General features: G+C 28.7%; 29 protein-coding genes. 9 read left to right on the top strand and 20 right to left on the bottom strand.

What is annotated here, in order from left to right; genetic code table 11:
- Positions 1-2: 2 nt before the first annotated feature.
- From ACFOWD_RS06815 to ACFOWD_RS06805, 3 genes are read right to left on the bottom strand one after another with little or no spacing between them, the layout of a single operon-like run.
- Positions 3-1,754, bottom strand: a complete 1,752-nt coding sequence (locus ACFOWD_RS06815) for a M14 family metallopeptidase (RefSeq protein ID WP_377409167.1) — start codon at positions 1,752-1,754, stop codon at positions 3-5.
- Positions 1,755-1,806: 52 nt separating this feature from the next.
- Positions 1,807-2,262: a pantetheine-phosphate adenylyltransferase gene (gene coaD / locus ACFOWD_RS06810; protein WP_298992313.1), complete on the bottom strand. Its 456-nt coding sequence runs from the start codon at positions 2,260-2,262 to the stop codon at positions 1,807-1,809.
- Positions 2,263-2,267: 5 nt separating this feature from the next.
- A complete protein-coding gene (locus ACFOWD_RS06805; RefSeq protein WP_377409164.1) occupies positions 2,268-3,242 on the bottom strand; it encodes a D-alanine--D-alanine ligase in 975 nt (324 codons plus the stop codon).
- A 93-nt stretch (positions 3,243-3,335) separates the two neighbouring features.
- Here ACFOWD_RS06805 and ACFOWD_RS06800 point away from each other — a divergent pair, with 93 nt between their 5' ends.
- Together ACFOWD_RS06800 and ACFOWD_RS06795 are read left to right on the top strand one after the other, a co-directional pair.
- Entirely contained in the window at positions 3,336-3,890 is a 555-nt protein-coding gene (locus ACFOWD_RS06800) for a PASTA domain-containing protein (protein WP_298992307.1), read from the top strand.
- Positions 3,891-3,950: 60 nt separating this feature from the next.
- Positions 3,951-4,985: an RluA family pseudouridine synthase gene (locus ACFOWD_RS06795; protein WP_377409162.1), complete on the top strand. Its 1,035-nt coding sequence runs from the start codon at positions 3,951-3,953 to the stop codon at positions 4,983-4,985.
- Here the strand turns inward: ACFOWD_RS06795 and ACFOWD_RS06790 are convergent.
- From ACFOWD_RS06790 to ACFOWD_RS06760, 7 genes are all read right to left on the bottom strand, one after another.
- Positions 4,969-5,223: a hypothetical protein gene (locus ACFOWD_RS06790; RefSeq protein ID WP_377409160.1), complete on the bottom strand. Its 255-nt coding sequence runs from the start codon at positions 5,221-5,223 to the stop codon at positions 4,969-4,971. The genes ACFOWD_RS06795 and ACFOWD_RS06790 overlap by 17 nt on opposite strands.
- A 22-nt stretch (positions 5,224-5,245) precedes the next feature.
- On the bottom strand, positions 5,246-5,716 hold the full coding sequence (locus ACFOWD_RS06785; protein WP_377409158.1) for a DUF6428 family protein: 471 nt from the start codon (positions 5,714-5,716) through the stop codon (positions 5,246-5,248).
- Between the two features lie 4 nt (positions 5,717-5,720).
- Positions 5,721-6,629, bottom strand: a complete 909-nt coding sequence (locus ACFOWD_RS06780; protein WP_377409156.1) for a hypothetical protein — start codon at positions 6,627-6,629, stop codon at positions 5,721-5,723.
- An 11-nt stretch (positions 6,630-6,640) separates the two neighbouring features.
- Positions 6,641-7,114 (bottom strand): hypothetical protein, encoded by a 474-nt coding sequence (locus ACFOWD_RS06775; protein ID WP_377409154.1) that lies wholly within the window; start codon positions 7,112-7,114, stop codon positions 6,641-6,643.
- A 43-nt stretch (positions 7,115-7,157) separates the two neighbouring features.
- On the bottom strand, positions 7,158-8,036 hold the full coding sequence (locus tag ACFOWD_RS06770; protein ID WP_377409152.1) for a hypothetical protein: 879 nt from the start codon (positions 8,034-8,036) through the stop codon (positions 7,158-7,160).
- An 83-nt stretch (positions 8,037-8,119) separates the two neighbouring features.
- Positions 8,120-8,785 (bottom strand): hypothetical protein, encoded by a 666-nt coding sequence (locus ACFOWD_RS06765; protein ID WP_377409150.1) that lies wholly within the window; start codon positions 8,783-8,785, stop codon positions 8,120-8,122.
- Positions 8,786-8,822: 37 nt separating this feature from the next.
- On the bottom strand, positions 8,823-9,362 hold the full coding sequence (locus ACFOWD_RS06760; protein ID WP_377409149.1) for an RNA polymerase sigma factor: 540 nt from the start codon (positions 9,360-9,362) through the stop codon (positions 8,823-8,825).
- Between the two features lie 182 nt (positions 9,363-9,544).
- Here ACFOWD_RS06760 and yaaA point away from each other — a divergent pair, with 182 nt between their 5' ends.
- Entirely contained in the window at positions 9,545-10,303 is a 759-nt protein-coding gene (gene yaaA / locus ACFOWD_RS06755) for a peroxide stress protein YaaA (RefSeq protein WP_377409147.1), read from the top strand.
- On the opposite strand, the gene ACFOWD_RS06750 is transcribed toward yaaA, so the two are convergent.
- Both ACFOWD_RS06750 and ACFOWD_RS06745 read right to left on the bottom strand, forming a co-directional pair.
- Positions 10,300-11,724 (bottom strand): L-serine ammonia-lyase, encoded by a 1,425-nt coding sequence (locus ACFOWD_RS06750; protein WP_377409145.1) that lies wholly within the window; start codon positions 11,722-11,724, stop codon positions 10,300-10,302. The genes yaaA and ACFOWD_RS06750 overlap by 4 nt on opposite strands.
- A gap of 86 nt (positions 11,725-11,810) precedes the next feature.
- Positions 11,811-12,152, bottom strand: coding sequence for a DUF2853 family protein (locus ACFOWD_RS06745; protein ID WP_298992275.1), 342 nt, complete (start codon positions 12,150-12,152; stop codon positions 11,811-11,813).
- Between the two features lie 246 nt (positions 12,153-12,398).
- Between ACFOWD_RS06745 and dnaK the strand changes: the two genes are divergently transcribed.
- The 3 genes from dnaK (at position 12,399) to ACFOWD_RS06730 (ending at position 15,833) form a co-directional block, all read left to right on the top strand.
- Positions 12,399-14,306: a molecular chaperone DnaK gene (dnaK, locus tag ACFOWD_RS06740; protein ID WP_377409143.1), complete on the top strand. Its 1,908-nt coding sequence runs from the start codon at positions 12,399-12,401 to the stop codon at positions 14,304-14,306.
- Between the two features lie 99 nt (positions 14,307-14,405).
- Positions 14,406-15,293, top strand: a complete 888-nt coding sequence (locus ACFOWD_RS06735) for a metallophosphoesterase (RefSeq protein WP_377409141.1) — start codon at positions 14,406-14,408, stop codon at positions 15,291-15,293.
- 6 nt (positions 15,294-15,299) lie between these two features.
- Positions 15,300-15,833 (top strand): hypothetical protein, encoded by a 534-nt coding sequence (locus ACFOWD_RS06730; RefSeq protein WP_377409139.1) that lies wholly within the window; start codon positions 15,300-15,302, stop codon positions 15,831-15,833.
- Here ACFOWD_RS06730 and ACFOWD_RS06725 read toward each other — a convergent pair.
- Positions 15,817-16,362, bottom strand: coding sequence for an rRNA adenine N-6-methyltransferase family protein (locus ACFOWD_RS06725; protein ID WP_377409137.1), 546 nt, complete (start codon positions 16,360-16,362; stop codon positions 15,817-15,819). The two genes, ACFOWD_RS06730 and ACFOWD_RS06725, sit on opposite strands and share 17 nt — an antisense overlap.
- Positions 16,363-16,562: 200 nt before the next feature.
- Here ACFOWD_RS06725 and ACFOWD_RS06720 point away from each other — a divergent pair, with 200 nt between their 5' ends.
- The 3 genes from ACFOWD_RS06720 (at position 16,563) to ACFOWD_RS06710 (ending at position 19,939) form a co-directional block, all read left to right on the top strand.
- Positions 16,563-18,719, top strand: a complete 2,157-nt coding sequence (locus tag ACFOWD_RS06720) for a TonB-dependent receptor (protein WP_377409135.1) — start codon at positions 16,563-16,565, stop codon at positions 18,717-18,719.
- 130 nt (positions 18,720-18,849) lie between these two features.
- On the top strand, positions 18,850-19,278 hold the full coding sequence (locus ACFOWD_RS06715) for a DUF2141 domain-containing protein (protein WP_298992258.1): 429 nt from the start codon (positions 18,850-18,852) through the stop codon (positions 19,276-19,278).
- A 37-nt stretch (positions 19,279-19,315) separates the two neighbouring features.
- Entirely contained in the window at positions 19,316-19,939 is a 624-nt protein-coding gene (locus ACFOWD_RS06710) for a hypothetical protein (protein WP_377409133.1), read from the top strand.
- A gap of 42 nt (positions 19,940-19,981) precedes the next feature.
- Here ACFOWD_RS06710 and ACFOWD_RS06705 read toward each other — a convergent pair whose 3' ends face one another.
- From ACFOWD_RS06705 to ACFOWD_RS06675, 7 genes are all read right to left on the bottom strand, one after another.
- Entirely contained in the window at positions 19,982-21,070 is a 1,089-nt protein-coding gene (locus ACFOWD_RS06705; RefSeq protein ID WP_377409131.1) for an amidohydrolase family protein, read from the bottom strand.
- Between the two features lie 29 nt (positions 21,071-21,099).
- Positions 21,100-21,936, bottom strand: coding sequence for a metallophosphoesterase (locus tag ACFOWD_RS06700; RefSeq protein ID WP_377409129.1), 837 nt, complete (start codon positions 21,934-21,936; stop codon positions 21,100-21,102).
- Positions 21,937-21,946: 10 nt separating this feature from the next.
- On the bottom strand, positions 21,947-22,468 hold the full coding sequence (locus ACFOWD_RS06695) for a 3-hydroxyanthranilate 3,4-dioxygenase (RefSeq protein WP_377409127.1): 522 nt from the start codon (positions 22,466-22,468) through the stop codon (positions 21,947-21,949).
- 141 nt (positions 22,469-22,609) lie between these two features.
- On the bottom strand, positions 22,610-23,386 hold the full coding sequence (locus ACFOWD_RS06690) for an SDR family oxidoreductase (protein ID WP_377409125.1): 777 nt from the start codon (positions 23,384-23,386) through the stop codon (positions 22,610-22,612).
- A gap of 1 nt (position 23,387) precedes the next feature.
- On the bottom strand, positions 23,388-24,830 hold the full coding sequence (locus tag ACFOWD_RS06685) for an aldehyde dehydrogenase (protein ID WP_377409123.1): 1,443 nt from the start codon (positions 24,828-24,830) through the stop codon (positions 23,388-23,390).
- A gap of 9 nt (positions 24,831-24,839) precedes the next feature.
- The gene (locus ACFOWD_RS06680; protein WP_377409121.1) at positions 24,840-25,580 is read right to left on the bottom strand and encodes a DUF6090 family protein; all 741 of its coding nucleotides are present in this window, start codon (positions 25,578-25,580) and stop codon (positions 24,840-24,842) included.
- Positions 25,573-26,349 (bottom strand): DUF6090 family protein, encoded by a 777-nt coding sequence (locus ACFOWD_RS06675; protein WP_377409119.1) that lies wholly within the window; start codon positions 26,347-26,349, stop codon positions 25,573-25,575. Before ACFOWD_RS06675 ends, ACFOWD_RS06680 begins: the two co-directional genes overlap by 8 nt.
- Positions 26,350-26,455: the final 106 nt, after the last annotated feature.

Genomic DNA, 26,455 nt, shown 5'->3' with positions numbered 1-26,455 from the left:
AATTATTTTACTTTAAAAACAGGTAGACGTTTATGAGCTTTCTCATAATGTGGGGAATTTTTGTAGATAAAATCTAATTGCATTCTTGGATTGTTTGCAAAGTCTTCATCGTTATTTAATTTCTCATCAAACTTTTGTTTTAACAAGGCATCTTCAGACAAGTATTTTTGAGCAACATCTTCAAAAACATAAGAAGAATAGCCTTCTTTTTGCTGTAAAATCGTATCAAAGAAATTCCAATTAAAGAAAGAATCTGTTGCCTCAGCTTCTAGAGTTTCAAGCAAATATCTAACTCCATTTTGGTTGGTATCAATAAAAATATCTCCTTTCCTAAATTTTACAGTTTCTATTGAACTTGATATGGTTGTATTGTAATGTAAATAATGACCTTCATAAGGATTTGTTCTTGTTTTAAAGTCTTTAATATGATTTACTTCAACTTGAATTGAAGTATCATTTTTAAATCTTATAAACTCAATTTGATTATTTTTTAACCTTTGAATTACATCATGCCAACCTTGAGGAATTATATAAGCTTTAGGTATATCTATACCTTTTGTGGCAATAAAATTGTCATAGTATTTTACAACTTCTTCAAAAGGTTTTGTCTTATCATAAAATAAACGCTTTCCATTAGTAACTTTACTATCAATAATTTCACCTTCATAACCTTTAAAAAGTAAATCACTATAATTTTCTCTATCTATTTTAAACTGAATAGGGTATGTTTTTTTAGCTAAAATTTCTTTAGCAGCATTTGCTCTTAGTTCTTTTATTTTTTCTGAATTTTCTTCTGTGAATTTTAAAACTGAATGCATTAAAGCATAGGTTTGATCTACTCTAATTTCGTAAGGTTTTAGCATGTGTGTTTCTACCATTAATCCTAATGTGTGGAACAATGTTGTATACCCTGTAGAATATCTTGGAGAATCAAAAAATTGAGACCAACCACTTTTTGGAGTAGAACCCCAAACATTTACATAAGGAGTTATATCAATGCCTTTTTCTTTTAAAGATTGCTCAACTTCAGGTTTCATTGTAGTACTTAAAAAATTTCCTAAACTACCTCCTAATTTATTATGTTGTGTAAATAAATGTGTAATTGCATATTGGTAATCTGCTCCATTACTTACATGATTATCTACAAAAACATCTGGATTTACAGCATGAAAAATTTCTGCAAAAGCAGCAGCATTTTTGGTGTCTTGTTTTATAAAATCTCTATTTAAATCGTAATTTCTTGCATTACCTCTAAAACCATATTCAGCTGGTCCATTTTGATTGGCTCTTGTGTGCGAATTTCTATTTAAAGCGCCTCCAATATTGTAAATTGGAATTACACAAATGATAGAATTTTGATATTTTTTTTGAAGAGAATCATTTTGAACAATATCTCTTAACAACATCATAGAAGCATCAATTCCATCTGATTCTCCTGGATGAATTCCATTATTAATTAAGATTCTGTTTTTTGAAGAACTCTTAATTTCATCAACATTATAAATACTTTCACTACTATAAACTACTAAATGTAAAGGCTTACCTGAATCTGTTTGCCCAAAAGAAAACATCGATATTTTAGTATAAGAATCAGCTAAATCTTTATAAAAAGAAATCACCTCATCATATTCTGGTGTTTCAGTTCCTCTTGAGTTTTCAAAAAGTGTTGTAAAATCTTTATTTTCTTCTGTATTGTTTTTACATGAAAAAATGATACAAAATAGGATTACTAATAATAGGCTTTTTTTAAACATTTGATATTTTTATAGTGTTTTTAGAAGTCTTTTGAGTCAAAGTATACCCTACTTATTGAACTCTTACTGTTTCTGGAACCAACTTTGTGTAATCTCCATCATTTCTGATGACATCTCTTACTATAGAAGAAGAAATATATGAAGTTTTTGCTGCTGTAAGTAAAAACACTGTTTCTATAGGAGCTAAATCTCTATTTGTATGTGCAATTGCTTTTTCGAACTCAAAATCTGCAGGATTTCTTAATCCTCTTAAAATAAAATCTACATTATTCTTTAGACAAAAATCTACAGTTAATCCTTTATAAGTAACTACTTTAATTTTAGGTTCGTCTTTAAAAGAGTCTTCTATAAATTTTTTGCGTTCTTCTAAAGAAAACATATATTTTTTATCGGCATTAACACCAATAGCTATGATAAGTTCGTCAAATAATTTTACACCTCTTTCTATAATATCTAAGTGACCTAAAGTTATAGGATCAAAAGATCCAGGGAAAATTGCTTTTTTCATTGTTTTTATTTTAAAGCCATTAGAATTGCATTTTCAAATAAATCTTCTAGAGATATACCTGCTGCTGCTGCTTGTTGTGGTAAAATACTTTCTTCTGTCATTCCTGGTACAGTATTCATTTCTAAAAAATGAGGTTCATCATTCACAAAAATAAATTCCGATCTTGTAAAACCAGACATATTTAGTGCTTTATATATTTTCTTAGCAACTTCTTCTACTCTATTTTGTTTACGTTTAGAGATTCTTGCAGGTGTGATTTCTTGAGATTTACCTTGATATTTTGCTTCATAATCAAAAAAATCATTTTCTGAAACTATTTCAGTAATTGGTAAAACTTTTATTTCATTTTGATATTCTATAACTCCCACAGAAACTTCTGTACCTTCTAAAAAAGATTCAATTAGTATTGAAGAATCTTCTTGATAAGCTAAATCAATTCCTTTTAAAACCTCTTCTTTTGTATAAGCTTTAGAAATACCATAACTAGAACCTGCATTATTGGGTTTAATAAAACAAGGTAGATTAACTTTATCTATAATATTTTCAACATGAATCTCATCACCTTTATTTAAATAAACAGATTTTGCAGTTTTTACTCCATATTCTTTTACAACACTTAAGGTATCTCTCTTATTAAAAGTAAGAGACATTTGATAAAAAGGAGCTGATGTATGTGGTATATTTAGCAACTCTAGATAACTTAAAATCATTCCATTTTCTCCAGGGTTACCATGTATTGCATTAAAAACACAATCAAAAGTAATATGTTCATCATTTTTAATAAAAGAAAAGTCACTTTTATTAATTTGGTATTCGTTACTTTCATTATCTAAAGCTACCCACTTTTCTTTTAAAACATGAACTCTATAAGCATTATATTTTTCTTTATTTAAATGCTTATAAACAACATTTCCACTTTTTAGAGAAATATTGACTTCAGAAGAATAGCCACCCATTATTATGGCAATATTTTTTTTCATCAATCTTGTTTAATTATAACAAATTTATCAAAATATAAATAGAAACCACAACGTTTAGTTTTTATATATTTGTCATCTATCAAAAAACATTTCATGAGTATTTTTCAGTTTTTAAAAAGTAAATCGTTTTTTAAACAAATAGCAATTGCTTTAATATCTCTTGTATTGCTATATTTTATTTTAAATTTTTGGTTAAATATTACAACAAATCACGATCAAAAAATACAAGTACCAGATTTGCATAAAATTACAATTGATGAAGCTGAGCGTAAACTAAAAGAATTAGATTTAGATTTTAAAGTAATTGATAGTGCTAGTTACAATCCAGAATACCCAAAAAAATCTGTAATTGAACAAAACCCTGAAGCTGGAGAATATGTAAAAGAAAAGCGTAAAATTTACTTAACGCTAAATCCGTCTAAATACAGAGATATTACAATTCCTGATTTAAATGGACGCACAAAAAGACAAGCAGAGTCTGAATTACAAGCTATTGGTTTTATTGTAGGTGCAAATTACACTTATGTAAGAGATCTTGGAAAAGATGTGGTTAGAGGATTAAGACACAAAGGAAAAATTGTAAATCCAAATGATAAATTACCTAAAAACTCAATTATAGATTTGGTTTTGGGTGATGGTAATAAGTAACAAATTATTTAAATTCTTCAATTTAAACATTACAATATAAAAGTGCTGTAGTAAAACAAGATGCAAGAAAACGAAAATTTAGAAACAGAAAATGATGACTTGTATGAACATTACAGGTTTACTGCTAGTATGGGTCAAGTACCTTTAAGAGTTGATAAATTTTTAATGAATTTTATTGAAAATGCTACAAGAAATAAAGTTCAGCAAGCTGCTAAAGCTGGTAATATTTTAGTAAATGATGTTGCTGTAAAACAAAACTACAAAGTAAAACCAAATGATGTAGTAAAAGTGGTTTTAGCTCATCCACCACATGAAAATTTATTGGTTGCAGAAGATATACCTTTAGACATTGTTTATGAAGATGATACTGTTATTGTTGTAAACAAACCAGCAGGTATGGTTGTGCATCCAGGTCATGGAAATTATTCTGGAACTTTAGTGAATGGGTTAATTCATCATATAGAAAATTTACCTACAAATTCTAATGAAAGACCAGGTTTAGTGCATAGAATTGACAAAGATACAAGTGGCTTACTTGTAGTTGCAAAAACTGAATTTGCAATGGCTAATTTGTCTAGACAATTTTTTGATAGAACAACTGAAAGATTATATTACGCTTTGGTTTGGGGTAATATTGAAGAAGATGAAGGACGAATTGAAGGCAATATAGGTCGTAGTTTAAAAAACCGTTTACAAATGGCTGTTTTTCCTGATGGTGAATTTGGGAAACATGCAGTTACACATTTTAAAGTTTTAGAACGTTTAACTTATGTAACTTTAGTACAATGTAAACTAGAAACTGGTAGGACACACCAAATTAGAGCTCATTTTAAACATATAGGTCATACGCTTTTTAACGATGAAAGATATGGAGGAAATGATATTTTAAAAGGAACAACATTTACCAAATACAAGCAGTTTGTAGAAAATTGTTTTAAAGCCTTACCAAGACAAGCTTTACATGCAAAAACATTAGGGTTTACGCACCCTATCACTGGAAAATTTTTACAGTTTGATTCTGAAATTCCAGAAGATATGCAGGCTTGTTTGGAAAAATGGAGGACTTATTCTGAGAATTCTAAAGAGGATTTTTAAACTCTCTTATTTTCATAGCATAAACAATAAAAGTTTCGTTTTCGATTTTAAATATTTTATAAAATCGTTTTCGATTTTGCTGAATTTCATCTTTTACTTCATCTAAATAACTTAAAGTAATATACCAAAACTCTTTATCTTCAGTTATCTCTATTTCCTCTAAATCAATATCAGTAGCTTTTGGGAATTGCTCTAATAAAAAATCTTCAGCTATTTTAATTGCTCTTTTTACATCCATTTTTACTTATTAAGACTAAAGACTAACAACAACCTGAACCAGGTGCACAAGAATTTACTTTACCTAATTCAGAAATGCGAATTCTTGGTTTTTGTTTTGGAATTCCACAAGCATCTTCAGCTAAACATGCAGTAACTTTTGAAGTTAATAAGAAATTTTTTCCATCAAAATCTAAATTGTATTTACCAATTGTTGCTTTTCCTTGATATTCTACCTCTATTTCTAGATCATCAAATTGAAACATTTTTTCAGATAACTCAATAATTTTCAATAATTTCTCTGGATGTAATCTGTGGTCATAATCGTTTTCTTCCCAAAGCTGAAAATTAATTACCTCTTCTTTTCTAACTTTACCTCCACAATCAATAAAATCTTTACTTATTTTACCAACTTCAGTCACATGAAAATGAGCAGGAACTAACTCTCCATTTGGTAATTGAAAAGCTATGGTTTTTAAGTTTCTTAAATGATTTTTTATTTCTGATAATATCATGATTCTAATTCTTATTCAAATCTAGTAAATATCCTACTGAAAATGAAAAGAAATTAGTGTTAGATAAATTACTTTCGTTTGAAACTGCATTTGGGAGATTTAAATGATAACCTATTTCAAAATCCCATGATTTAGTTGATAATGACAATGGAAAACTTAATTGAGTATTTAATAAATCAAATACTTCTTGAACTACTGTAACTATTCTTGGGCCTAATGGACTTCTAATTATGCTACTAAATGTATAAGTTTGGTCTGCTATAATAAAACTAATATTAGGTCTAAAGCGTAAAGCTAAATTAGAAGTTCTTTTTAAATTTATATTTAAAAAACTATTTGAAACTAATTGTAAAGAAGTATCTGTACCAAATAAATATGATGCTGCTAAAGTTGTACCTAATGTTCTTTTTGTATTTCTAAATCCTACACTTAAATCTATTGAATTTGTAAAATCATCAAAATCATCTGAATAGAAAAAATGAGTATAACCTAAATTATAATTGAAGTTTTTTTGTTTTCCAATAGTATTAAAATAACCTACAGATACACTTGTAAAATCCCAAGCAGGCGCAAAATTTTGATAGTATATACCTGATATACTAGCATTAAATCCTGAAGAATGATAATAAGAAACTTGCGGAATTATATTAAATTGATCTGTACCTGAGTCTCTACCAGAAAAAAAGGTATTTGTATTATATGAAACTGAAGTATATAAAAAATTATAAGTTAATCCACCTTCTATCAGTTCATCTAAAAATTGTTGATCATTAAAAAAAAGCTCATCTATTAAACCATCAATATCATCTAAATTTTCTTCTTGTGCATAACAACAAAAAGAGGTTGCTATTGAAAATAATAGCAACCCATAAAACTGTAGTCGTTTTTTAACTTTTTGGTAAAGAAGCTTCATATAAGTCTTATCTAATTGCCTCTATTTCTTTTCTTTTTGCCATCTGCATTATTAATTCTAGGCCCATCTTTCAACTCTCCTCTATCTTTTGAATTTCTAATTTTATCTATACGTTCTTTTAACATCTTTCTTTGCTCTTCTGTCAAAGATTTTCTGAATGTTTCTCTGGTATTTCTAAGTCTTATTTGTTGACTTTGCACCATTTTTTTTTGGTCTCTAGAAAAAGTAGCAACTAATCTTTGTCTTATTTCAGCTTTAGAAATGGTTTTATCTCTTAAAATAGCTAGTTGCTCTTTAGTTAGAGATGCTTTAAATGCTTCACGATTAGACTTTATCATTTCTCTTTCTTTTTGAAGCAATGCTCTTTGTTCTTTGGTCAACTCTTTTTTAATTAAGTTGTAACTAGAGTCTTGAGCAAAAGCAGGAATGTTAAATAGCATTGTAATTAACCAACCAAATAAAAATATGCTGTTTTTTAAATTCATTACTTTTCTTTTTATCTCAAAACTCTAAATTACAAATTTATAATTAATCTCGACAACTCTCTTTTGCTGCATCATATGCTGTTTGATCTTCAATAGTAGCTACTGTACCATCTCTATATTCAACATCTACAGGAAAGTTTAACGAACCTTTTTCTGTTGCATTTGGGTTGTCTTTATACCATTCTCTAACCAACTTAAAATCATCTCTTTCATTCACTTCAATAATTGATGCATCTGGCATTGTAAAGGTTACTGGTAAAACTAACTTAAAGCACTTTCTTTTGTCTTTACCTGCTCTGCAATTTTGTTTTACTGCAATTAAATCATCTCTATCTATTAACGTTTGTGTAGAACCATCTTCTTTTAAAATAATATCTACAGGAAAAACTAATTGAGCTCTTTCTCTAGTATCTGGATTCTCTTGATACCAAGCTCTTATTAAAGTCCAATCTTCTTTTGCGCTTAACGTAATTGTAGTATCATCTGGCATTATAAAATCAATTGGAAAGACAAACTCAAAACATTTACGTCTTTTCTTTGCTCTTCTTTCATTAGTATCATTTAACTGTCTGCCCTGTAAAGTAAAAAACACATCACTTTTACTTTCTTCTCTTGCCTCATTGTCGGTTTCTATTGCTACTTTATAACCTAAACCAGAGGCTAGCTCTACGTTTGTAACAAAGCTGTCAGCTAAATCTCCATTAAATGCTATAGAAGTAGAAGTTGGCAAATCTGTATCACTTACTGTAATTTTAGATGCTGATTCTATCTTTTCAATTAATGTAGTATCGTCTTGTAAACCATCTATACTTTCTGATTCTGAACATGAAGTAAATAGAAATAAAGATAAAATAAAAGTAGAAATTGCTAATAATAAAAAACTTGACTTTGAAGTAGTTTCTTTTAAATTTAAAGTTCTCATAATTGGTAATTTTTTAATTAATAATTGTTTCTGTTTATTTAGAACTTTGTTTTTTTAAATAGTTTGAAAAAATTTTATTTTTTTTATAAAATAATTGTTTCCACTAGTTCCTCATCCATGTAATTATCTAATAATGAGTCTTCTAAAATTAAGGAGTTTAAAATTAAATCATCCATTTTTTGTTCTTTAATTTCTGCTTTAACAACAACTTCATTAAATAAAGTAGCATCTGTAAACTCATCTAAATCTGAATCTTCTACCAATAAAGATTTAATTAAGACATCATCTTCAAGGGCTAGTTCTTCTATAGTAATATCATCAAAATTATTTTTACTTTCTGAGTTTTGTAACCAAATACTTAAGGTCAATAAAAATAAAATAGCAGCAGCAGCAATAAATTTAAATTGAGGTCGTAAATAAAAAACAAGTTGTTTTTTAGGCTTTTGTTCTACTAAAGCATCTTCTTTTATTGCATTTAAAATTGAACTTTTAGACTTCTTAAAATAATCTTCAGGAATTTCTTTACCTAAGTAGTTTTTATGATGTTTTGTGATGTCTGACTTTTCTTCCTTTAGAAACTTACCAGTAGAAGTTTCTGAATTAATTTTATTTAAAATAGACAGTTTAGAATTTTCAAAATAATCTGCAGGAATATCTGTACCTAAGTATTCTTTATGAAGTTGAGTAACATCAGAAATACCTTTTTTTAGGAATTTTTTATAAGATTTATTTGAAGTATTTTTTTTCATTATTTAGTTAGACCCTCTTTTTAAAAAATAGTTTGGTTTATTCTAATATTTTTTTTTCGATTATTTTTACAGCTGTGTAATATGTTGATTTTAAGGTGCTTTCAGAAATTTCTAAAAGCTCAGAAATTTGCCTAAAACTTAAATCATCAAAATATTTTAGATGAAAGACTCGTTTTTGCTTTTCTGTGAAACTGTCAATAATTTTATGTAATTTTTTCTGAATCTCATCACCATTAAAATATTCATCTTCAAATAAAACTTCTAAGTGTGAGCTTTTTACATCATCTATATTGTCATAACTTTTCTTTTTGTTTTTTTCTAAAAAACGCATAGACTCATTATAAGCTATTCTATACATCCAAGTATGCAGACTACTTTTTTCTTGAAAGTTATTTATACTTTTATACACTCTTATGAATGTATTTTGTAAAACATCATCTGCATTTTCGTGGGTTTGTACAATTTTTCTGATATGCCAATACAATCGTTCTTGATAGACGTCAAGCAGCTCACTAAAAGCTATATCTTTTAGTGCAGAGTTTTGTAATTTCTCTACAAGTTCTGCTTCTTTACTCAAGTATATTTTGTTAGTTCTTTTACTTTGACCTTAAAAAATCGAAATAGTTGAATGTAAATATAAAATAATTTTAGGCTATCAATTTTCTTAATACGATAATCAATATTTAATAAGAAATCAATTTGAAATTATATCACATGATTTGTAATTTTACATTTATAATAAATCATTGAAAATCACTTATGAAAATTATAATATCTCCAGCTAAATCTTTAGATTTCGAAAATAAAGTGCCTACAAGTTTACATACACAACCTCAATTTTTAGAACACTCTGAAAAATTGAATAAAAAATTAAAAACACTTTCTCGAAAAAAATTAGCAGATTTAATGTCTATTTCAGATGATTTAGCTAGTTTAAATTATGATCGTAATCAAGAATGGCAAACTCCATTTAATCCTGAAAATGCCAAACAAGCCATTTATGCATTTACAGGGGCTGTTTTTCAAGGTATAGACGTAAATTCTTTAGCTGAAGAGAAATTACCTCTATTACAAGAAAGATTACGAATTTTATCAGGTTTATATGGTGTTTTAAAACCTTTAGATTTAATTCAACCTTATAGGCTAGAAATGGGGACAAAACTAAAAGTTGGTAGAAAAGATAATTTGTATAAGTTCTGGGATGATACTGTAGCAAATGCTTTAAATGAAGAATTAGCAGATGATGAACTTTTAATAAATTTAGCAAGTTCTGAATACTTTAAAGTCATTCCAAAAAAAGTTTTAAAAGTGCCCATGATTACTCCTGTTTTTAAAGATTTTAAAAATGGCCAGTATAAAACTATTATGACCTATGCAAAAATGGCACGTGGTTATATGGTTCGTTATATTATAGATCATAATGTAACTACTTTAGAAGAATTAAAAGGTTTTGATGTTGAAGGTTATGGTTTCTCTGAGGAATTATCTTCTGGAAATGATTTAGTTTTTACGCGTTAACAATCAGCTAATCTAACTGTTACAGCCAAACCACCTTCTGAAGTCTCTTTGTAATTTTTATTCATGTCTTTGGCGGTTTCCCACATTGTGTCAATTACTTTATCTAGTGGGACTTTAACTTCTTTAGGATCTGTTTCTAAAGCCATTTCAGCAGCATTTATGGCTTTTATAGCACCCATAGAATTACGCTCTATACATGGTACTTGTACCAAACCACCTATAGGATCACAGGTTAAACCTAAGTGATGTTCCATAGCTATTTCTGCTGCAACCAAACATTGTGCTGCAGAACCTCCTAATAATTCTGTTAATGCTGCTGCAGCCATTGCAGAAGAGACTCCTATTTCTGCTTGACAACCACCCATTGCTGCAGATATTGTAGCATTCTTTTTAAAGATACTACCTATTTCACCTGCTGTTAATAAAAATCTTCGAATATGATTAAAATCTGCTTCATGATTTTCTATCACCATATAATACATTAATACTGCAGGTATTACACCTGCACTACCATTAGTAGGTGCTGTTACAACTCTACCTAATGAAGCATTTACTTCGTTAACAGAAAGCGCAAAACAACTAACCCATTTTAAAATTTCTCTAAATTTAACTTCTGTACTTCTAATTGCAGTAATCCACTCTTCTGGATTTGAATATTGTGAATCTTTAATTAATTTTTGATGAGTACCAAAAGCTCGCCTTTTTACATTTAGTCCTCCAGGTAGTTTACCTTCTGTATGACATCCAATATACATACATTCTAGCATAGTTTCCCAAATTCTATTGAGTTCAAAATCTATTTCTTGTTCAGATTTTAATTCTAATTCATTTTTAAAAACGATATCAGAAATTAAAAGATTTTCTTTCTCACAAAACTCCTCTAATTGTATAGCTCTATTAATTGGATAAGGAAAATTCTTTTTATTAATTTCTATTTCCTCTTCAAGATTATCTTTTTCTTGTACTATAAACCCTCCACCTATAGAATAATAGGTTTCTGTAGATATTTCTTTACCTTCAGAAAAACCTCTAAATGTTACTCCATTTGCATGAAATGGTAAAAACTCTCTATTAAATGATATTGAATTATTTGGAAACTTAATTACTTTACCTCCTTTTAAATACAATTCTTCTTGAATATTTATACGCTCAACAATAATAGCAATATCTTCTATTGGAATATATTCAGGATCAGCTTCACTAAGCCCTAAAAGAATTGCTAAATCTGTGGCATGCCCTTTACCAGTTAAAGAAAGAGATCCATACAAATCTACTTTTATAGTATCTATACTATCTAAAATAGTAAGTTCTCTTAATTTTTGTACCCAAGTTTGTGCAGCTCTCCAAGGACCTAATGTATGCGAACTTGATGGCCCAACACCAATCTTGAGCATATCAAAAACACTAATAAATTGTGACATTCGTAAAAATCAAGTTTAAAATTGCTGTAAATGTAAAAAATCCAACTCAATGAGTTGGATTTTTTTATAATATTTAAAAGACAAATTTAGAAACCGTAAACTGATTCTTTATCAAACTTTTTTACTAACATATAGTAAACAACAGCTCTGTATTTTTTTCTTTCAGACTTTCCAATTCTTTCCATAACTTCTTCAATCCCTTCATCTAATTCTTTGCTATCTGTTAATCCTAATTTTTTTATTAAAAAATTATTTTTTACAGTTGCTAACTCTTTTGCATCTGATCCAGAAACAGTTTCTGCATCTGCTTTGTAGATAGAAGGTCCTAAACCTTTTGTTACAGCAGCTAATAATTCTGTGTTAGAACGCAGATTTCTATCGTCCATAAATTGTTTGTACAAAGCAACTTTTTCGTCAAATTTACTCATGATTTTTGATTTAATTTTTTTTAATATTCCCTTTTATTCTATTTGAATTACTCAAATATATAAAAATTAATTATGTAAGAAAAACAGAATTCGTTAAGTGGTAAGAATTACAAGTTGTGTCATATTGTCATAACTATGAATGACTTTTTTAAAAAAACTGACATTTCCTTATCAAAAATCAGTTGGCACACACTTTGACAATATGAAGATGTAAAATTGAAATAAAAATTAATAAAAATAAATATTATGAGTAAAATTATAGGAATAGATCTAGGAACAACCAACTCATGTGTTTCTGTAATGGAAGGAAATGAGCCAGTTGTAATCCCAAATGCTGAAGGAAAAAGAACAACACCATCTATTGTAGCTTTTGTTGAAGGTGGTGAACGTAAAATTGGTGACCCTGCAAAAAGACAAGCTGTAACTAACCCAACTAAAACTGTTTATTCTATTAAGCGTTTTATGGGAAACAAATTCTCTGAGTCTTCTAAAGAAGTAAAAAGAGTACCTTATAAAGTAGTAAAAGGAGATAATGATACTCCAAGAGTAGATATTGATGGACGTTTATATACGCCACAAGAAATTTCTGCTATGGTTCTTCAAAAAATGAAGAAAACTGCAGAAGACTACTTAGGTCAAGATGTTACAGGAGCAGTAATTACTGTACCTGCATATTTTAACGACGCACAAAGACAAGCTACTAAAGAAGCTGGTGAAATTGCTGGTTTAAAAGTAGAAAGAATTATTAACGAGCCTACTGCTGCTGCTTTAGCTTATGGTTTAGATAAAGCTAATGACGATAAGAAAATTGTTGTTTTTGACTTTGGTGGTGGTACACATGACGTTTCTATCTTAGAATTAGGAGATGGTGTATTTGAAGTGTTAGCTACAGATGGTGATACTCACTTAGGAGGTGATGACGTTGATGAAAAAATCATTAACTGGTTAGCAGATGAATTCCAGTCTGAAGAAAACATGGATTTACGTAACGATCCTATGGCTTTACAGCGTTTAAAAGAAGCTGCTGAAAAAGCGAAGATAGAATTATCTAGTTCAACATCAACAGAAATAAACCTACCTTATATTACTGCAACTGCAAGTGGACCAAAACACTTGGTAAGAACATTATCAAGAGCTAAGTTTGAGCAGTTAATAGATGATTTAGTAAAAAGAACAATAGAGCCATGTAAAACAGCTCTAAAAAATGCTGATTTATCGACTTCTGATATTGATGAAATTATCTTAGTAGGTGGTTCTACAAGAATACCAGCAATTCAAGAAGCTGTTGAAAAATTCTTCGGAAAAGCGCCAAGCAAAGGTGTAAACCCAGATGAAGTTGTTTCTTTAGGTGCTGCTATACAAGGTGGAGTTTTAACTGGTGATGTAAAAGACGTATTATTATTAGATGTTACGCCTTTATCATTAGGTATCGAAACAATGGGGAATGTAATGACAAAGTTAATTGACGCTAACACTACGATTCCTACTAAAAAGTCACAAGTTTTCTCAACTGCTGTAGATAATCAACCTTCTGTAGAAATTCATGTTTTACAAGGTGAAAGAGCTATGGCTGCTGACAACAAAACTATTGGACGTTTCCATTTAGATGGTATTCCACCAGCTGGAAGAGGAATTCCTCAAATTGAAGTAACTTTTGATATTGATGCAAATGGTATCATTAAAGTTTCTGCAACAGATAAAGCTACAAACAAAACGCAAGATATTAGAATTGAAGCTTCATCTGGATTAACTGAAGAGGAAATCGAAAAAATGAGACAAGAAGCAGAAGCAAATGCTGATGCTGATAAAGCTGCAAAAGAAACTGCTGATAAAATTAATGGAGCAGATTCTATGATTTTTCAAACAGAAAAGCAATTAAAAGAATTTGGTGATAAATTATCTGCAGATAAAAAAGAACCAATTGAAGCTGCTTTAGAAGAATTAAAAAAGGCTCATGAATCTAAAGATATTGCTCAAATAGATGCTGCAATGGAAAAGATAAACGAAGCTTGGAAAGTTGCCTCAGAAGAAATGTATAAAGCTCAGCAAGAAGCTGGAGGAGCAAATCCTGGAGCAGGTGCACAAGGTGAGCCAGAAGCTAATACAGATCAAGGAGATAATGTAGAGGATGTAGACTTCGAAGAAGTAAAATAAGTCCAACATCTGAACTAAGTTCAGAGTCTATATATAAAAACGCAATCATTAATTTGGTTGCGTTTTCTTTTTTCTAATTGTTTTCTCTATTTTTGATTGATGAAAAAAATTATTCTTTTTGCTGCTCTTTTTATCAGTTTAAATTTTTGTCAAAAAAAAACATATGACTCATTTAAAATAGGCGTAATTGCAGATTGCCAATATTGCAACTGTGAAGTTAAATGGGATAGGTATTATAAAAAAGCGCCTCAAAGATTAAAAGAAGCAGTTGCTACCTTAAATAAAGATTCTTTAAGTTACACTATTCATCTAGGTGATTTTATTGATAAACAAATCTGGAGCTTAGACAGTTTATTACCTACTTGGAATAGTTTAAAATCTAAATCTTATCATGTATTAGGAAATCATGATTTTGATGTAGGCCAAGTAAATAAAGAAAAAATATTAAAAAAGTTAAATTTAAAAAACAGGTACTATAGTTTTGTTCAAAACGATTGGCGTTTTATTGTTTTAGATGGTAATGATTTAAGTTTTTATGGAACAACTACTAAAGAGAAAGAGCTACAAACAGACTCTCTTTTTAACTTATTAAAAAACAAAAACTTATCCTATTTAAAAAAATGGAATGGTGGCTTAAGCAACAAACAAATAAATTGGGTAAAATCTGAATTAGAAGCTTCAAAAAGAGAAAACCAAAAAGTTGGATTTTACTGTCATTTTCCAATTTATCCTGTAGATCAACATAATATTTGGAATAGAGATCAGTTTGTAGAACTCATAAAACCTTATAAAAATGTAAAAGTTTTTTTTAACGGACATAATCATGCAGGCGCCTACGAATTTGCAGATAATGTGCACTATTTAACTTTTAAAGGCATGGTTGATACAGAAAAAAAATCAGCTTTTGCAAAAGTAAAGTTTGACAAAGACACCATTTTTGTTGAAGGGTTTGAAAGAGAACCATCAAGAAAATTAGTGATTAAATAATTCTCTTTGAAAACTTATAACTCATCTAACTTTTTTAAACATACTTTTTGCGAATTTCATCAAGTTGATGATTTTGATTTTCCAGAAAATACCAATTATAAAAGTAAATCTAACAGCTATTATTTTTATACAGAGAAAGGAGTTTATCGAAAATCAAATCATTGGGGAAGAGTTGCAAATTGTAGATGGAAATTAATTACAAAAGAAAATTATAAAAATCAAAAAACAGTAATTGGTTTTGCAAATTGGAGTGACTTCTACCCTATTAATTCAGACAACAAACTGTATATTATTCAAGTTGATTTTAAGAAAGAATCTGTTAAAATTAAAACCAATAACAAATTAAACCTACAACATAATTTTACCTTTACTGAAGCTTTAAAAAGAGAACAAAAAATTAAAAATCTTTTTAAAAAGAAAAGTTGGGCATCATATTTCAACTTAGAAGAAGAGAGAATTATAGAGAAAGTGATTACTGAATTTATATCTACAGATAAGTCTTTACAACAAATCAAAAATGAACTTAAGAATTATTCTTGATATGAAAAATTTTTTCATTTATTAAAGCCTTTACTACTTTCTTCTCATAAGGTCTATCTCCAATAGCTTTTAAAAGAGTGTTTTCTCTATAAACAACTTGGCTATAAGTACCTTCTTTTTGTAATTGATTAAAACATGATTTTACCAATTCTATTGCTTCTTCATCTTTTAAAAATGTAAAAGGTATAGAGATTATAAAGTTATCTACTTTTTCAGAAACGTATTCTTTAAAATTTAATGCACTATCATTAATAACTCTTAATCTATCATCTTTTATATGTTTTTCTACATGTTTACAGAAATCTGTATTTATTTCAAAAGAATAAAGTATTGAGTCTTCAGAAATAGTTTTTAATATTTCTTTAGTCATGTTTCCATGACCCATACCAAATTCAATAACATTTATTTTTTTATTGATGTCTATTTTTGAACACATTTCAGAAACAGTTTCTGGTTTTGTTTCATTTATGGCACCAACAGTAAAAAGATTTTTAGTAAAAGAAAGGGCAGTTTTAAGTGTATTTTTCATCGAATATCTGAGGGACTTAATTTTTACTAAAATATAAAAAAAATATACTTTTAATGTGTATACTCCATATATATTTTTAATTCTAGCTACAACAAATAATAAAAAGACAACTCATCTTATATTTTTTACAATTCAGTATTTCTTTTTATTTTAAAACTTAGATTACTTTCACCTTTGTTTCATCAAAAAACTAATAAACGATGAAACGCATTTTATTTATTTTCTTTATTCTATCTCAATTAAATGTATTCTCACAATTTAAAATATCAGGAAAAGTAGTAGATTCAAATAAAAAACCAATTGTAGGTGCAAATGTGTATTTAGATGGCACTTATGATGGAACTTCTACAAACGAAAAAGGAGAATTTTTATTTACAACTGAAGAAACAGGACATCAAACCATTGTAATTTCATATGTTTCCTTTGAAACTTTTATAAAAACTGAAGACGTAAAAAAACTAAATAATTTAGTTGTAAAACTTAGAGACGATGTAAATACTTTAGATGCAGTCACAATTAACGCAGGTACATTTAAAACTGGTGAAAAAGCAAAAGTTACTGTGTTAAAACCTCTAGATATTGTTACTACTGCAAGTGCTGTTGGAGATGTTATGGGTGCATTACAAACGTTACCTGGCACTTCTGCAGTTGCAGAAGATGGACGTTTATTTGTTAGAGGTGGGCAAGCTGAAGAAACTCAAATTTTTATAGATGGTTTAAGAGTATTTACTCCTTACACACCTAGTGCAAATAATGTTCCTACAAGAGGTAGGTACTCTCCTTTTTTATTTAAAGGAATCACTTTTTCTACTGGTGGATATTCAGCAGAATATGGACAAGCATTAAGTAGTGTATTAGTTTTAAACACTATTGATAAACCAGATCAAGAAAAAACAGATGTTTCTATAATGACTGTTGGAGCAGGTGTTGGAAACACACAAATTTGGGGTAAAAATTCATTAAGCATAAATACATCATATGTTAATCTACAACCTTATTTAGAATTATTTCCTGATAGAAACACATGGTTAAGTCCTTTTCAATCTTTTAGTGGAGAAGCTGTTTATAGACATACTTTTAAAGATGATTCTATGTTAAAAGTTTATGGTGCTTTTAGTTATACAGACATCGATTTAATTCAAGAAGATATTAATTATGCTGATGGGTTTAGATTTGGATTAGAAAATAGAAATCTATACATGAATACTTCTTACAAAAACAAAATAGGAAATAAATGGAGGATTGAAACTGGTATTAGTTTTACAAATGATATTTCTAATATGAAAATTGAAAATGATAAAATAAGTAACAGTGAGAACTCAGCACATTTTAAGGTAAGATTGAAAAAATTATATTCAAGTAGATTTCGTTTAAGTCTTGGATCTGAAACATTTATAACAAAGTTTAATGAATCTTATACTGCTGTAAATAGTAACTCAATTAACTATGGTTTTAATAATAATATTTTTGCAACGTTTGTAGAAACAGATATCTTTTTCTCTAAAAATTTAGCTGCTCAAATTGGCTTTAGAGGAGAACATTCAAGCATTTTTAATGAGTTTACTTTATCTCCTAGGATATCATTAGCATATAAAGCGAATAAAAATGCTCAATTCTCTTTGGCTTATGGGCAGTTTTATCAAAATCCAATAAATAACTATTTAAAATTTAATCAAGATTTAAACTCTGAAAACACAACACACTTCATAGCAAATTTTCAACATACTAAACAAAATCAAATTTTTAGAATTGAGACCTATTATAAAAATTATAAAGACTTGGTGAAGTTTGATTCTCAGATGGCTAATTATAATTCTAACTTTTCAAATGATGGATTTGGTTATGCAAAAGGTATAGATATTTTTTGGAGACAAAATCAAAAAATAAAAAATACAGATTATTGGATTTCTTATTCTTATTTAGATACAGAAAGAGATTTTAGAAACTATCCTACAGCAGCAACTCCTAATTTTGCATCAACTCATAATTTATCTATAGTTGGTAAGCATTGGGTAGAAAAATGGAAAAGTCAAATAGGCTTAGCATACAATTTTGCTTCTGGCAGAACTTACACAAACCCAAATGAAACAGGTTTTTTAAACAATACCACTAAAAATTATAATTCTGTAAGTTTAAATTGGGCATATTTAATAGACCAACAAAAGATTTTATATTTTTCTGTAAACAATGCTTTAGGTACAAGAAACGTTTTTGGCTATAATTATAAAAACACTCCAGATATGAATGGAAATTTTGACAGACAAGCTATTTTACCAAATGCAGACAGCTTCTTTTTTATTGGATTCTTTTGGACTATTAGTGATGATAAAAAATCTAATCAATTAGACAATTTGTAACTTTTAATAAATTCATTTAAAAGAAAAAGAAAAATAATTACAACTCAGATTAGAATATTTACAATTCGGTATTATAATTGTTATAAAGTCAAAAAAACATCAGATATTTGAATCATTAAAATAATATATTATGAAAAAAATACTTTTACTATTAGCAATCATTTTTCTAGGGACATTCTCTTTACAAGCACAAGAAGAAACTTTTGATTTGAAAGTTGAAATTACTGGAATGGATACAGATAAAGGAAAAGTATTTTTGGCTTTATACAATAGTGAAGCTACTTTTCTTAAAAAAAGTGAAGACACTAAAGGAGCAAATGCTATTGTAAAAGACAAAAGAGCAATTGCTATTTTTAAAGGATTAAAAAAAGGCGAATATGCAATTTCGTTATTTCATGATGAAAATGATAATAACAAAATGGACACTAAAATTTTTGGCATCCCAAAAGAACCTTATGGTTTTTCTAATGACGCTAAAGGTTTTATGGGCCCTCCTAAATTTAAAGATGCAAAATTTATAGTTGATACCAATAAAACAATCACCATAAAAGTCAACTAACACTTAAAACAATTAACTTTTTAAAAATCAATTAATTATGAAAAAATTATTTTTATTCATTGGGATACTTATGTCCTTAAATGTAGCAGCACAGAGCAAATATCAAAAAGGAATGCAAAAAGCATTTACACTTTGGGGAGAAGGAAAAAACACAGAAGCATCACAATTATTTGAAAGAATTTCTAAAGCAGAACCTCAAAATTGGCTTCCTCCTTTTTATGCAGCTCAAATAGAAATTTTAGGAGCGTTTGGCGTAAAAGAAGAAGCTACTTTAACAGCTAAACTTAATAAAGCAAAAGAGTTTTTAAATAATGCTAAATCGAATTCTGAAAATAATCCAGAAATTATGATTACAGAAGCTTTATTAAATACAGCTTATATTGCATTTGATGGTCAAAAATATGGGATGACTTTATCTGGAAAAAATGCACAATTATATGCAAAAGCTTTAGCTATTGCTCCAAAAAACCCAAGAGTTATTTTAGGAAATGCAGAATGGAATATGGGAGCTGCACGTTTTTTTGGTAAATCTACAAAACCCTATTGTGATGAAATTAAAAGAGCAATTAAACTTGGGAAAGAAGAAAAAATTGAAGAAGAATTTTATCCTAAATTTCAAGTAAAAAGAGCAGAAGAAGTTTTAAAACAATGTCAAGGATAAAAAAATCGTTTTAAATTCTTAGTTTTTTATTTAATCAAAAAGCTAAGAATTTAAAATTTTTGAAACTAAATCTTGTTTCGCTTTTTCATCATCTCCAAACAACCATTGTAACACATTATTTTCCCACATATCTTCACGTTCATCTTCTGTAATAATTTTTCTTTCAATTGCTAAATCTAGTATTTTACCAGGATAAGAAGATTGTGGATCACTTTCCATTTCTCCTAAAGGGTAAGGATCATCTAACCCCATTAATACTTGCTTAGAGCCATGATTTCTTATTAATAACTCTAAAGCACCTGTGTCATGCACTAAAGTATCAAAGAAAATATTTTTATGACCAACTGCTTTTCTTGGATGCACTTTACCTTCGAATAAATCTGATCTACCATCAAAACCTTGTATTCTTCTACCTAAGTTAATCTGGGCTAATTGACCTCCATGTGCAAAGCAAACACGCATATTTTTATACTTTTCATAATAGCCATTTAAGGTTAAAAAATGATAAGCATCTGCACATTGTGCTAACATCCAAATTAGATGAAAACGCCAACTTGTATTTTCTAATTTTATAAACTTTTCTCCATCATAAGGATGAATTTCTACAGCTAAATTATATTTATCTGCTAATTCAAAAATTGGTTCGTTTTCTTCATCAAAAATACATCTCCAAGTACCAATAGTATCCATATAATGAGTAGGTAAACACAATAAACGCATACCTAATTCTTCTACACATCTTTCAATTTCCCAACAAGCACCTCTTATAAAACTTGGATGCACCACAAAACCACAAGTAAATTTAGAAGGATGATCTCTTTGTATTCTAGCATTAAAATCGTTTTGAAAACGTAAAGCTTGTTTTAATTCTTCTACACGTAAACCATTACCATATAATTGAGACAAATTTAAAACTACAGCATGGTCTAGTTTGTATCTATCCATCCATTCTAATTTTTCATTTAAGAAAAAACTAGAGTCTGTAATTGGTCTATTCCAATCTTTTTGCAGCATAAACTTTCTATCTTTATCTACCCAAAAAATACCTTTTTTTTGCATAAAATCAGGGATTTCCTCTGGATAAGGAAGCAAATGCGAATGACCGTTAATACGTAGTTTTCTATGTTTCATTTGTTCGAAAGTTAAGAAAAAGCTTAAGTTTAAGCTAATTCAAATAAAGTTATTTCTGGTTTAACATTTAGTCTAACTTGATGTAAATAGCCTAAAGCTCTATTAATATATAATATTCTGTTATTAGAAAGTGGTATTTTACCTGATGAATATCTTTTGTTTTTTACAGGTAAAATTGGAGGATCTAAGAAAGGTGGTTTTACTTGACCTCCATGTGTATGACCACTTAAAATCCAACCTTCAAAATTATTCCAAATAGCTAAATCACAAACATCTGGATTATGACATAAACAAATTGATGGTTTTTCTTTGTCTAATTGGTTCATTACCTGATTAGGATAAAAATTAGTTCCCCAATAATCATCAATACCAATAAATTGCAACCCTTCTATTTCTTTTTTTGTATTTCTTAATATTTGAATATGATGATTTGTTAATATACTTTCAATTTCATCAGCCACCTTACTTTCTTTCCAATCTTTTCCATAATCGTGATTCCCAAGAACACCAATTGTAGCTATATTTCCTTTAACTACATATTGCAAAACATCTTTAAGCTGTTCTAATTGTTCTGGAGATTCATAATGCACAAAATCGCCTGTATACACTACAAAATCTGGCTTATACTGTTGGGCTTTTTGTAATGATTCTTTTAGATATTTACTACTTACTCTATTACCAACATGTATATCACTTATTTGCATAACAGTTTTACCTTTTAAGTGATTGGGTAAGTTTTTTATTGGCATTTTTAATTTTACAAACTCCAATAAAAAAGGTTCTATTTGCCAAGAATAAAAGCCTGTTAATAGACCTATTCCAAAAAAAGTATAGAAACTTTTTTTTAAGAATTTTCTTCTTTTCAAAATATAAAAACTATTTAGGAGGTTGCATTACAGTGTTACATTTACTACAAGTACACTTACCTTTATCTGAATAGTACTTATCGAAAATAATTGGCATATCTGTTTCTATATTATCTAAGGCAAACTCTTCTCTATATAATTGATTTCCACAATTTTCACAATACCACTCTAAAGCATCTAACATACCTTCTGATCTTGGATATTCTATAACTAAACCAACAGTATTTTCTTTACGCTGTGGAGAGTGAGGTACTTTACCTGGTAATAAGTAAATATCACCTTCATTAATTTCTACATCTTGTTGTTTCCCATTTTCATCAATAATCTTAAGAACCATATCACCTTCTATTTGATAAAAAAATTCTGGTGTTTCATTATAATGATAGTCTTTTCTAGAATTTGGTCCACCAACTACCATTACAATGTATTCTCCATTTTCCCAAACTTGCTTATTACCTACAGGTGGTTTTAATAAATGACGATGTTCATCTATCCACTTTTTAAAATTTAAAGGTGTAACTAGTTTACTCATATCAAAAAGCCCATCCTAACCTTCCCAAAGGGAAGAAACTCCAATCTGGGTGAGAATTGGAATTTTATTAATAATTTAATTCTACTAATATAATTATTTTATGCTACAAAGCTTCCTCCCTTTAGGAGGATTGAGGTGGGCTTATAAACTTTTTGTTCTTCCACCATCTACAGGAACATTAATTCCGTTTATAAATGCTGCTTTTTCACTAGCTAAAAAAACAATAGCGTTTGCAATTTCTTCTGGCTGAGCAAAACGTTTAGCTGGTGATGCATTTTTCATTATTTCTGCAACTTTATCTATTGTTAAGCCAGTTTTATTGGCTTTGTTTGTAATAATTTCAAGCAAACGTTCTGTATTTGTTGCACCTGGTAAAACGTTATTAACTGTAATGCCAAATTCGCCTAATTCATTTGCCATAGTTTTAGACCAACTTGCAACTGCACCTCTAATTGTATTACTTACTCCTAAACCATCTAATGGTTGTTTTACTGATGTAGAAATGACATTTATAATTCTACCAAAACACTGAGTTTTCATAAACGGAGCTAGTGTTTGCACCAAAATATGATTACATTTTAAATGTTGCGTAAACGCTTTTTCGAACTCTCCAATTTTTGCATTAAATATTGGACCACCTGCAGGTCCTCCTGTATTATTTACCAAAATATGAAATTGCAAGTCTGATGATAACAACACTTTTTTTAATTCTTCTGGTTTAGAAAAATCTGCAACTAAATAATTGTGTTTTTGATTTGAATTTGGCAATTCACTTAATACAGCTTTTAATTTTTCTTCATTTCTTGCTAATAAAGTTACGTTAGCTCCTTCTTGTGCTAACAAAATTGCTGTTGCTTTACCTATGCCTTGTGTACTACCACATACTAAAGCATTTTTATCTTTAAGTTTTAAATCCATTTTAATTGTATTTTATACAAACATTTTTTGGTTCTGTAAAAAAACGTAAGGCTTCAAAACCTCCTTCTCTACCTACTCCACTTTCTTTTGCTCCTCCAAAAGGAGTTCTTAAATCACGTAACATCCAAGTATTAACCCAAACAATTCCTGTATGTAATTGTTTAGCAAATTGCATGGTTCTATTAAGGTTATTTGTCCATAAAGTAGATGATAAACCATATTTTACATCATTGGCTAAAGTTAAAGCTTCTTCATCAGTCTTAAAAGACATTATAGTTACAACTGGACCAAAAATTTCTTCTTGGTTTAATTTACATTGATTGTTAGTTACTTCTATAATTGTGGGTTGAAAATAATATCCATTTTCATAATTTGGTAAGGTAACCTCTAGACCTCCACACAATATTTTTCCTCCTTCATCTTCAGCAATTTCTATATAAGACTCTATTTTCTCTAAGTGTTCTTTTGAAACTAATGCTCCAATATCTGTTGATTCTTCTGATGGATGCCCTACTTTTAATTGTTTTACTTTTTTGATAAAATCTATTTTAAACCTCTCATATATTTTTTCTTCGACTAAAATTCGACTACCACATAAACAAATTTGTCCTTGATTTGCAAATGAAGAGCGAACAGTGGTTTCTAACATTTTGTTATAATCGCAATCTGCAAAAATGATGTTAGGATTTTTACCTCCTAATTCAAGAGATAGTTTTTTAAACATTGGAGCTGCAACTCTAGCAATATGAGCGCCAGTTTTTGTACCTCCTGTAAAACTAATGGCTTTAATATTTGGATGTTCTACTATGGCTTGACCTGTAGTTGTGCCTAAACCATGAACAATATTTAAAACGCCTTTAGGCAAACCTGCATCATTGCAAATTTCTCCTAACAAATAAGCAGTCATTGGTGTTACTTCACTAGGTTTTGCAACCACACAATTACCTGCAGCTAAAGCTGGTGCTATTTTCCATGTAAAGAGATACAGAGGTAAGTTCCAAGGAGAAATGCAACCTACAACTCCTAAAGGTTGACGTAAAGTAAAATTTACTGCATCTAAACCTACACTTTCGTGTGCTTCTGAGGAAAACTGAGTAATAGCATTTGCAAAAAACTGAAAATTACTGGCTGCTCTAGGTATATCAACTGTTTTTGCTAAGTTTACAGGTTTTCCATTATCTTTTGATTCTGCTATTGCTAAAACATCTAACTTTTCTAAAATTAAATTAGCAATTTTAGAAAGTATTTTACTTCTATCTTCTAAAGGAGTATTACTCCATTTTGGAAAAGAATCTGCTGCTGCTTGGTAAGCATTTTCTACATCTTCTTTGGTTGAATTTGGAATTTGACCATAAACTTCACCTTTTGCAGGATTAAAATTGTCAATCCAATCTTTTGAAACTGGATTTACAAATTCGCCATTGATGTAATTTTTTATATTCATTTACGAAAGCTATTGATTGGTTTCTATTAAAATATTATCAATTATTTTTTCTAAATCATCAATAGTTATTTGAGTGGTAGAAATTCTATACAGATAATCGTCTAAAATATTTTCGAACTCAATATCACTAAAAATTTTAAACTTATCAACTTTTAAATTTGAAGGTTTTTTCCATTTTAAGTCACCATATTTATCAATATCTTTTAAAGCATAATTTTTTGATAAGTAAGGAAGTATGTCTTCATCAATTTTTATTTCTATGCGATTATAACCAGCATCAAAATCTTTTAAAGTACTTTGCCATTTGTACAATTGTTCTTTTAGTTTTTTATTGCTTAGAAGTTTTAACCTTCCAGATTGCACAAGATCATTAATTGTATTTTCACTGGCTCTAAAATCACCTGGTTCTAGTACTAAATATAGTAGACTATCAGGATTTTTTGTAATGATTTCTTCTTTAGATTTACCAAAAAGTTGCATTAAATCTAAACCCACTTTTTTTACACTAGCTGTTTCAAGCTTTGTAGTTTTAATTAGTGTTTTATTAGCTGTAAACTCATCATATAAATTTTTTAAAACTGAACTTACTTCTGATTTTTCTTTTCTGTTTTCATTCCAATTATTTATTTGTAGTGCAATTAAAATACCTATCACAACTAACACAATTTCTCCAATGGCATAGAGTACATATTTGTTAAAACGATTTTCTTTTAATAGCTTTTGACGGACTTTTCTGAAGAATTTAATCATTTAAATGTTTTATCTCATTATTTAGTAAATTCAAAATATTACTAAGTTTTGGGCTAATTACTTTAGAGTACCAACGATTTAACTCGCTATCAACACCTATACACATTGCTACATAATAGTAACTATTGGGGTCTTTTCTAAAACCTTCAAAATCGTGCTTTAAGCCATTAAGTTTTTCCTTTGGCAAATTTTTACCATATTCAGAATCCCATAGTTTTGTAATTATCTCTGAGTCAAAATACTTGAATAAATGCAAATTGTATTTTTCTTTGATACTTTGACTTTCTTTATATAAGAAACTTTCTGATTTATTAATTACATCATTATACTCCCTAATAAGAATTTTTAAGGAATCGTTTTTAATTAAATTCATTTGTCCAGAAGATATTAACTCATCGTAAACAGGAGTAAAACTCTTAAAAGCAACTATTTTGCCATTAAAAAAAAGATGAGGCAAAAGTTCTTTTTTATTTATTGTGTCATTTTTCAAATTGTTTTTTACTAAAATGCCCCTAGATTTTTTAGCTTCAGTAAGTGATGTAAATCGTTCTAACGTTTTTTGGTCATTTAAAAACTCTTTTTGCATTTCTTTGAGGTAGTAAGATTCTTTTATTTTATTCTGATGTTGCTGATTCCAATTGTTAATTTGCAACGCAATTAAAATACCTATCACAACTAACAAAATTTCTCCAATAGCATAGAGTAAATATTTGTTGAAACGGTTTTCAGCCAACAAACGTTGTCTAATTTTACGAAAGAATTTTATCACAGCTAATTTGGTTAATCAATAATTAAGTAGTTAAGATACAAAAATTGTTACAATACCTTGATTTTATAAAAGTTACAAATAAACTATATGAATATTTTTTTTTAGT

Source organism: Polaribacter marinivivus, from assembly GCF_042651285.1.
Lineage (GTDB): Bacteria > Bacteroidota > Bacteroidia > Flavobacteriales > Flavobacteriaceae > Polaribacter > Polaribacter marinivivus.
Note: the sequence above shows the minus strand (reverse complement) of the source record. Positions and strands in the feature narration are given on the sequence as shown.

Excerpts from the sequence above, each read along its gene's own strand:
- ACFOWD_RS06715 (WP_298992258.1), top strand. The coding sequence starts at position 18,850 with ATGAAAAAAATACTTTTACTATTAGCAATCATTTTTCTAGGGACATTC.
- ACFOWD_RS06780 (WP_377409156.1), bottom strand. The coding sequence starts at position 6,629 with ATGAAGCTTCTTTACCAAAAAGTTAAAAAACGACTACAGTTTTATGGG.
- ACFOWD_RS06745 (WP_298992275.1), bottom strand. The coding sequence starts at position 12,152 with ATGAGTAAATTTGACGAAAAAGTTGCTTTGTACAAACAATTTATGGAC.
- yaaA (WP_377409147.1), top strand. The coding sequence starts at position 9,545 with ATGAAAATTATAATATCTCCAGCTAAATCTTTAGATTTCGAAAATAAA.
- ACFOWD_RS06805 (WP_377409164.1), bottom strand. The coding sequence starts at position 3,242 with ATGAAAAAAAATATTGCCATAATAATGGGTGGCTATTCTTCTGAAGTC.
- ACFOWD_RS06725 (WP_377409137.1), bottom strand. The coding sequence starts at position 16,362 with ATGAAAAATACACTTAAAACTGCCCTTTCTTTTACTAAAAATCTTTTT.
- ACFOWD_RS06815 (WP_377409167.1), bottom strand. The coding sequence starts at position 1,754 with ATGTTTAAAAAAAGCCTATTATTAGTAATCCTATTTTGTATCATTTTT.
- ACFOWD_RS06770 (WP_377409152.1), bottom strand. The coding sequence starts at position 8,036 with ATGAGAACTTTAAATTTAAAAGAAACTACTTCAAAGTCAAGTTTTTTA.
- ACFOWD_RS06785 (WP_377409158.1), bottom strand. The coding sequence starts at position 5,716 with ATGATATTATCAGAAATAAAAAATCATTTAAGAAACTTAAAAACCATA.
- ACFOWD_RS06705 (WP_377409131.1), bottom strand. The coding sequence starts at position 21,070 with ATGAAACATAGAAAACTACGTATTAACGGTCATTCGCATTTGCTTCCT.
- ACFOWD_RS06750 (WP_377409145.1), bottom strand. The coding sequence starts at position 11,724 with ATGTCACAATTTATTAGTGTTTTTGATATGCTCAAGATTGGTGTTGGG.
- ACFOWD_RS06690 (WP_377409125.1), bottom strand. The coding sequence starts at position 23,386 with ATGGATTTAAAACTTAAAGATAAAAATGCTTTAGTATGTGGTAGTACA.
- ACFOWD_RS06775 (WP_377409154.1), bottom strand. The coding sequence starts at position 7,114 with ATGAATTTAAAAAACAGCATATTTTTATTTGGTTGGTTAATTACAATG.
- ACFOWD_RS06695 (WP_377409127.1), bottom strand. The coding sequence starts at position 22,468 with ATGAGTAAACTAGTTACACCTTTAAATTTTAAAAAGTGGATAGATGAA.
- ACFOWD_RS06800 (WP_298992307.1), top strand. The coding sequence starts at position 3,336 with ATGAGTATTTTTCAGTTTTTAAAAAGTAAATCGTTTTTTAAACAAATA.
- ACFOWD_RS06680 (WP_377409121.1), bottom strand. The coding sequence starts at position 25,580 with ATGATTAAATTCTTCAGAAAAGTCCGTCAAAAGCTATTAAAAGAAAAT.
- ACFOWD_RS06765 (WP_377409150.1), bottom strand. The coding sequence starts at position 8,785 with ATGAAAAAAAATACTTCAAATAAATCTTATAAAAAATTCCTAAAAAAA.
- coaD (WP_298992313.1), bottom strand. The coding sequence starts at position 2,262 with ATGAAAAAAGCAATTTTCCCTGGATCTTTTGATCCTATAACTTTAGGT.
- ACFOWD_RS06735 (WP_377409141.1), top strand. The coding sequence starts at position 14,406 with ATGAAAAAAATTATTCTTTTTGCTGCTCTTTTTATCAGTTTAAATTTT.
- ACFOWD_RS06720 (WP_377409135.1), top strand. The coding sequence starts at position 16,563 with ATGAAACGCATTTTATTTATTTTCTTTATTCTATCTCAATTAAATGTA.
- ACFOWD_RS06790 (WP_377409160.1), bottom strand. The coding sequence starts at position 5,223 with ATGGATGTAAAAAGAGCAATTAAAATAGCTGAAGATTTTTTATTAGAG.
- ACFOWD_RS06795 (WP_377409162.1), top strand. The coding sequence starts at position 3,951 with ATGCAAGAAAACGAAAATTTAGAAACAGAAAATGATGACTTGTATGAA.
- dnaK (WP_377409143.1), top strand. The coding sequence starts at position 12,399 with ATGAGTAAAATTATAGGAATAGATCTAGGAACAACCAACTCATGTGTT.
- ACFOWD_RS06685 (WP_377409123.1), bottom strand. The coding sequence starts at position 24,830 with ATGAATATAAAAAATTACATCAATGGCGAATTTGTAAATCCAGTTTCA.
- ACFOWD_RS06710 (WP_377409133.1), top strand. The coding sequence starts at position 19,316 with ATGAAAAAATTATTTTTATTCATTGGGATACTTATGTCCTTAAATGTA.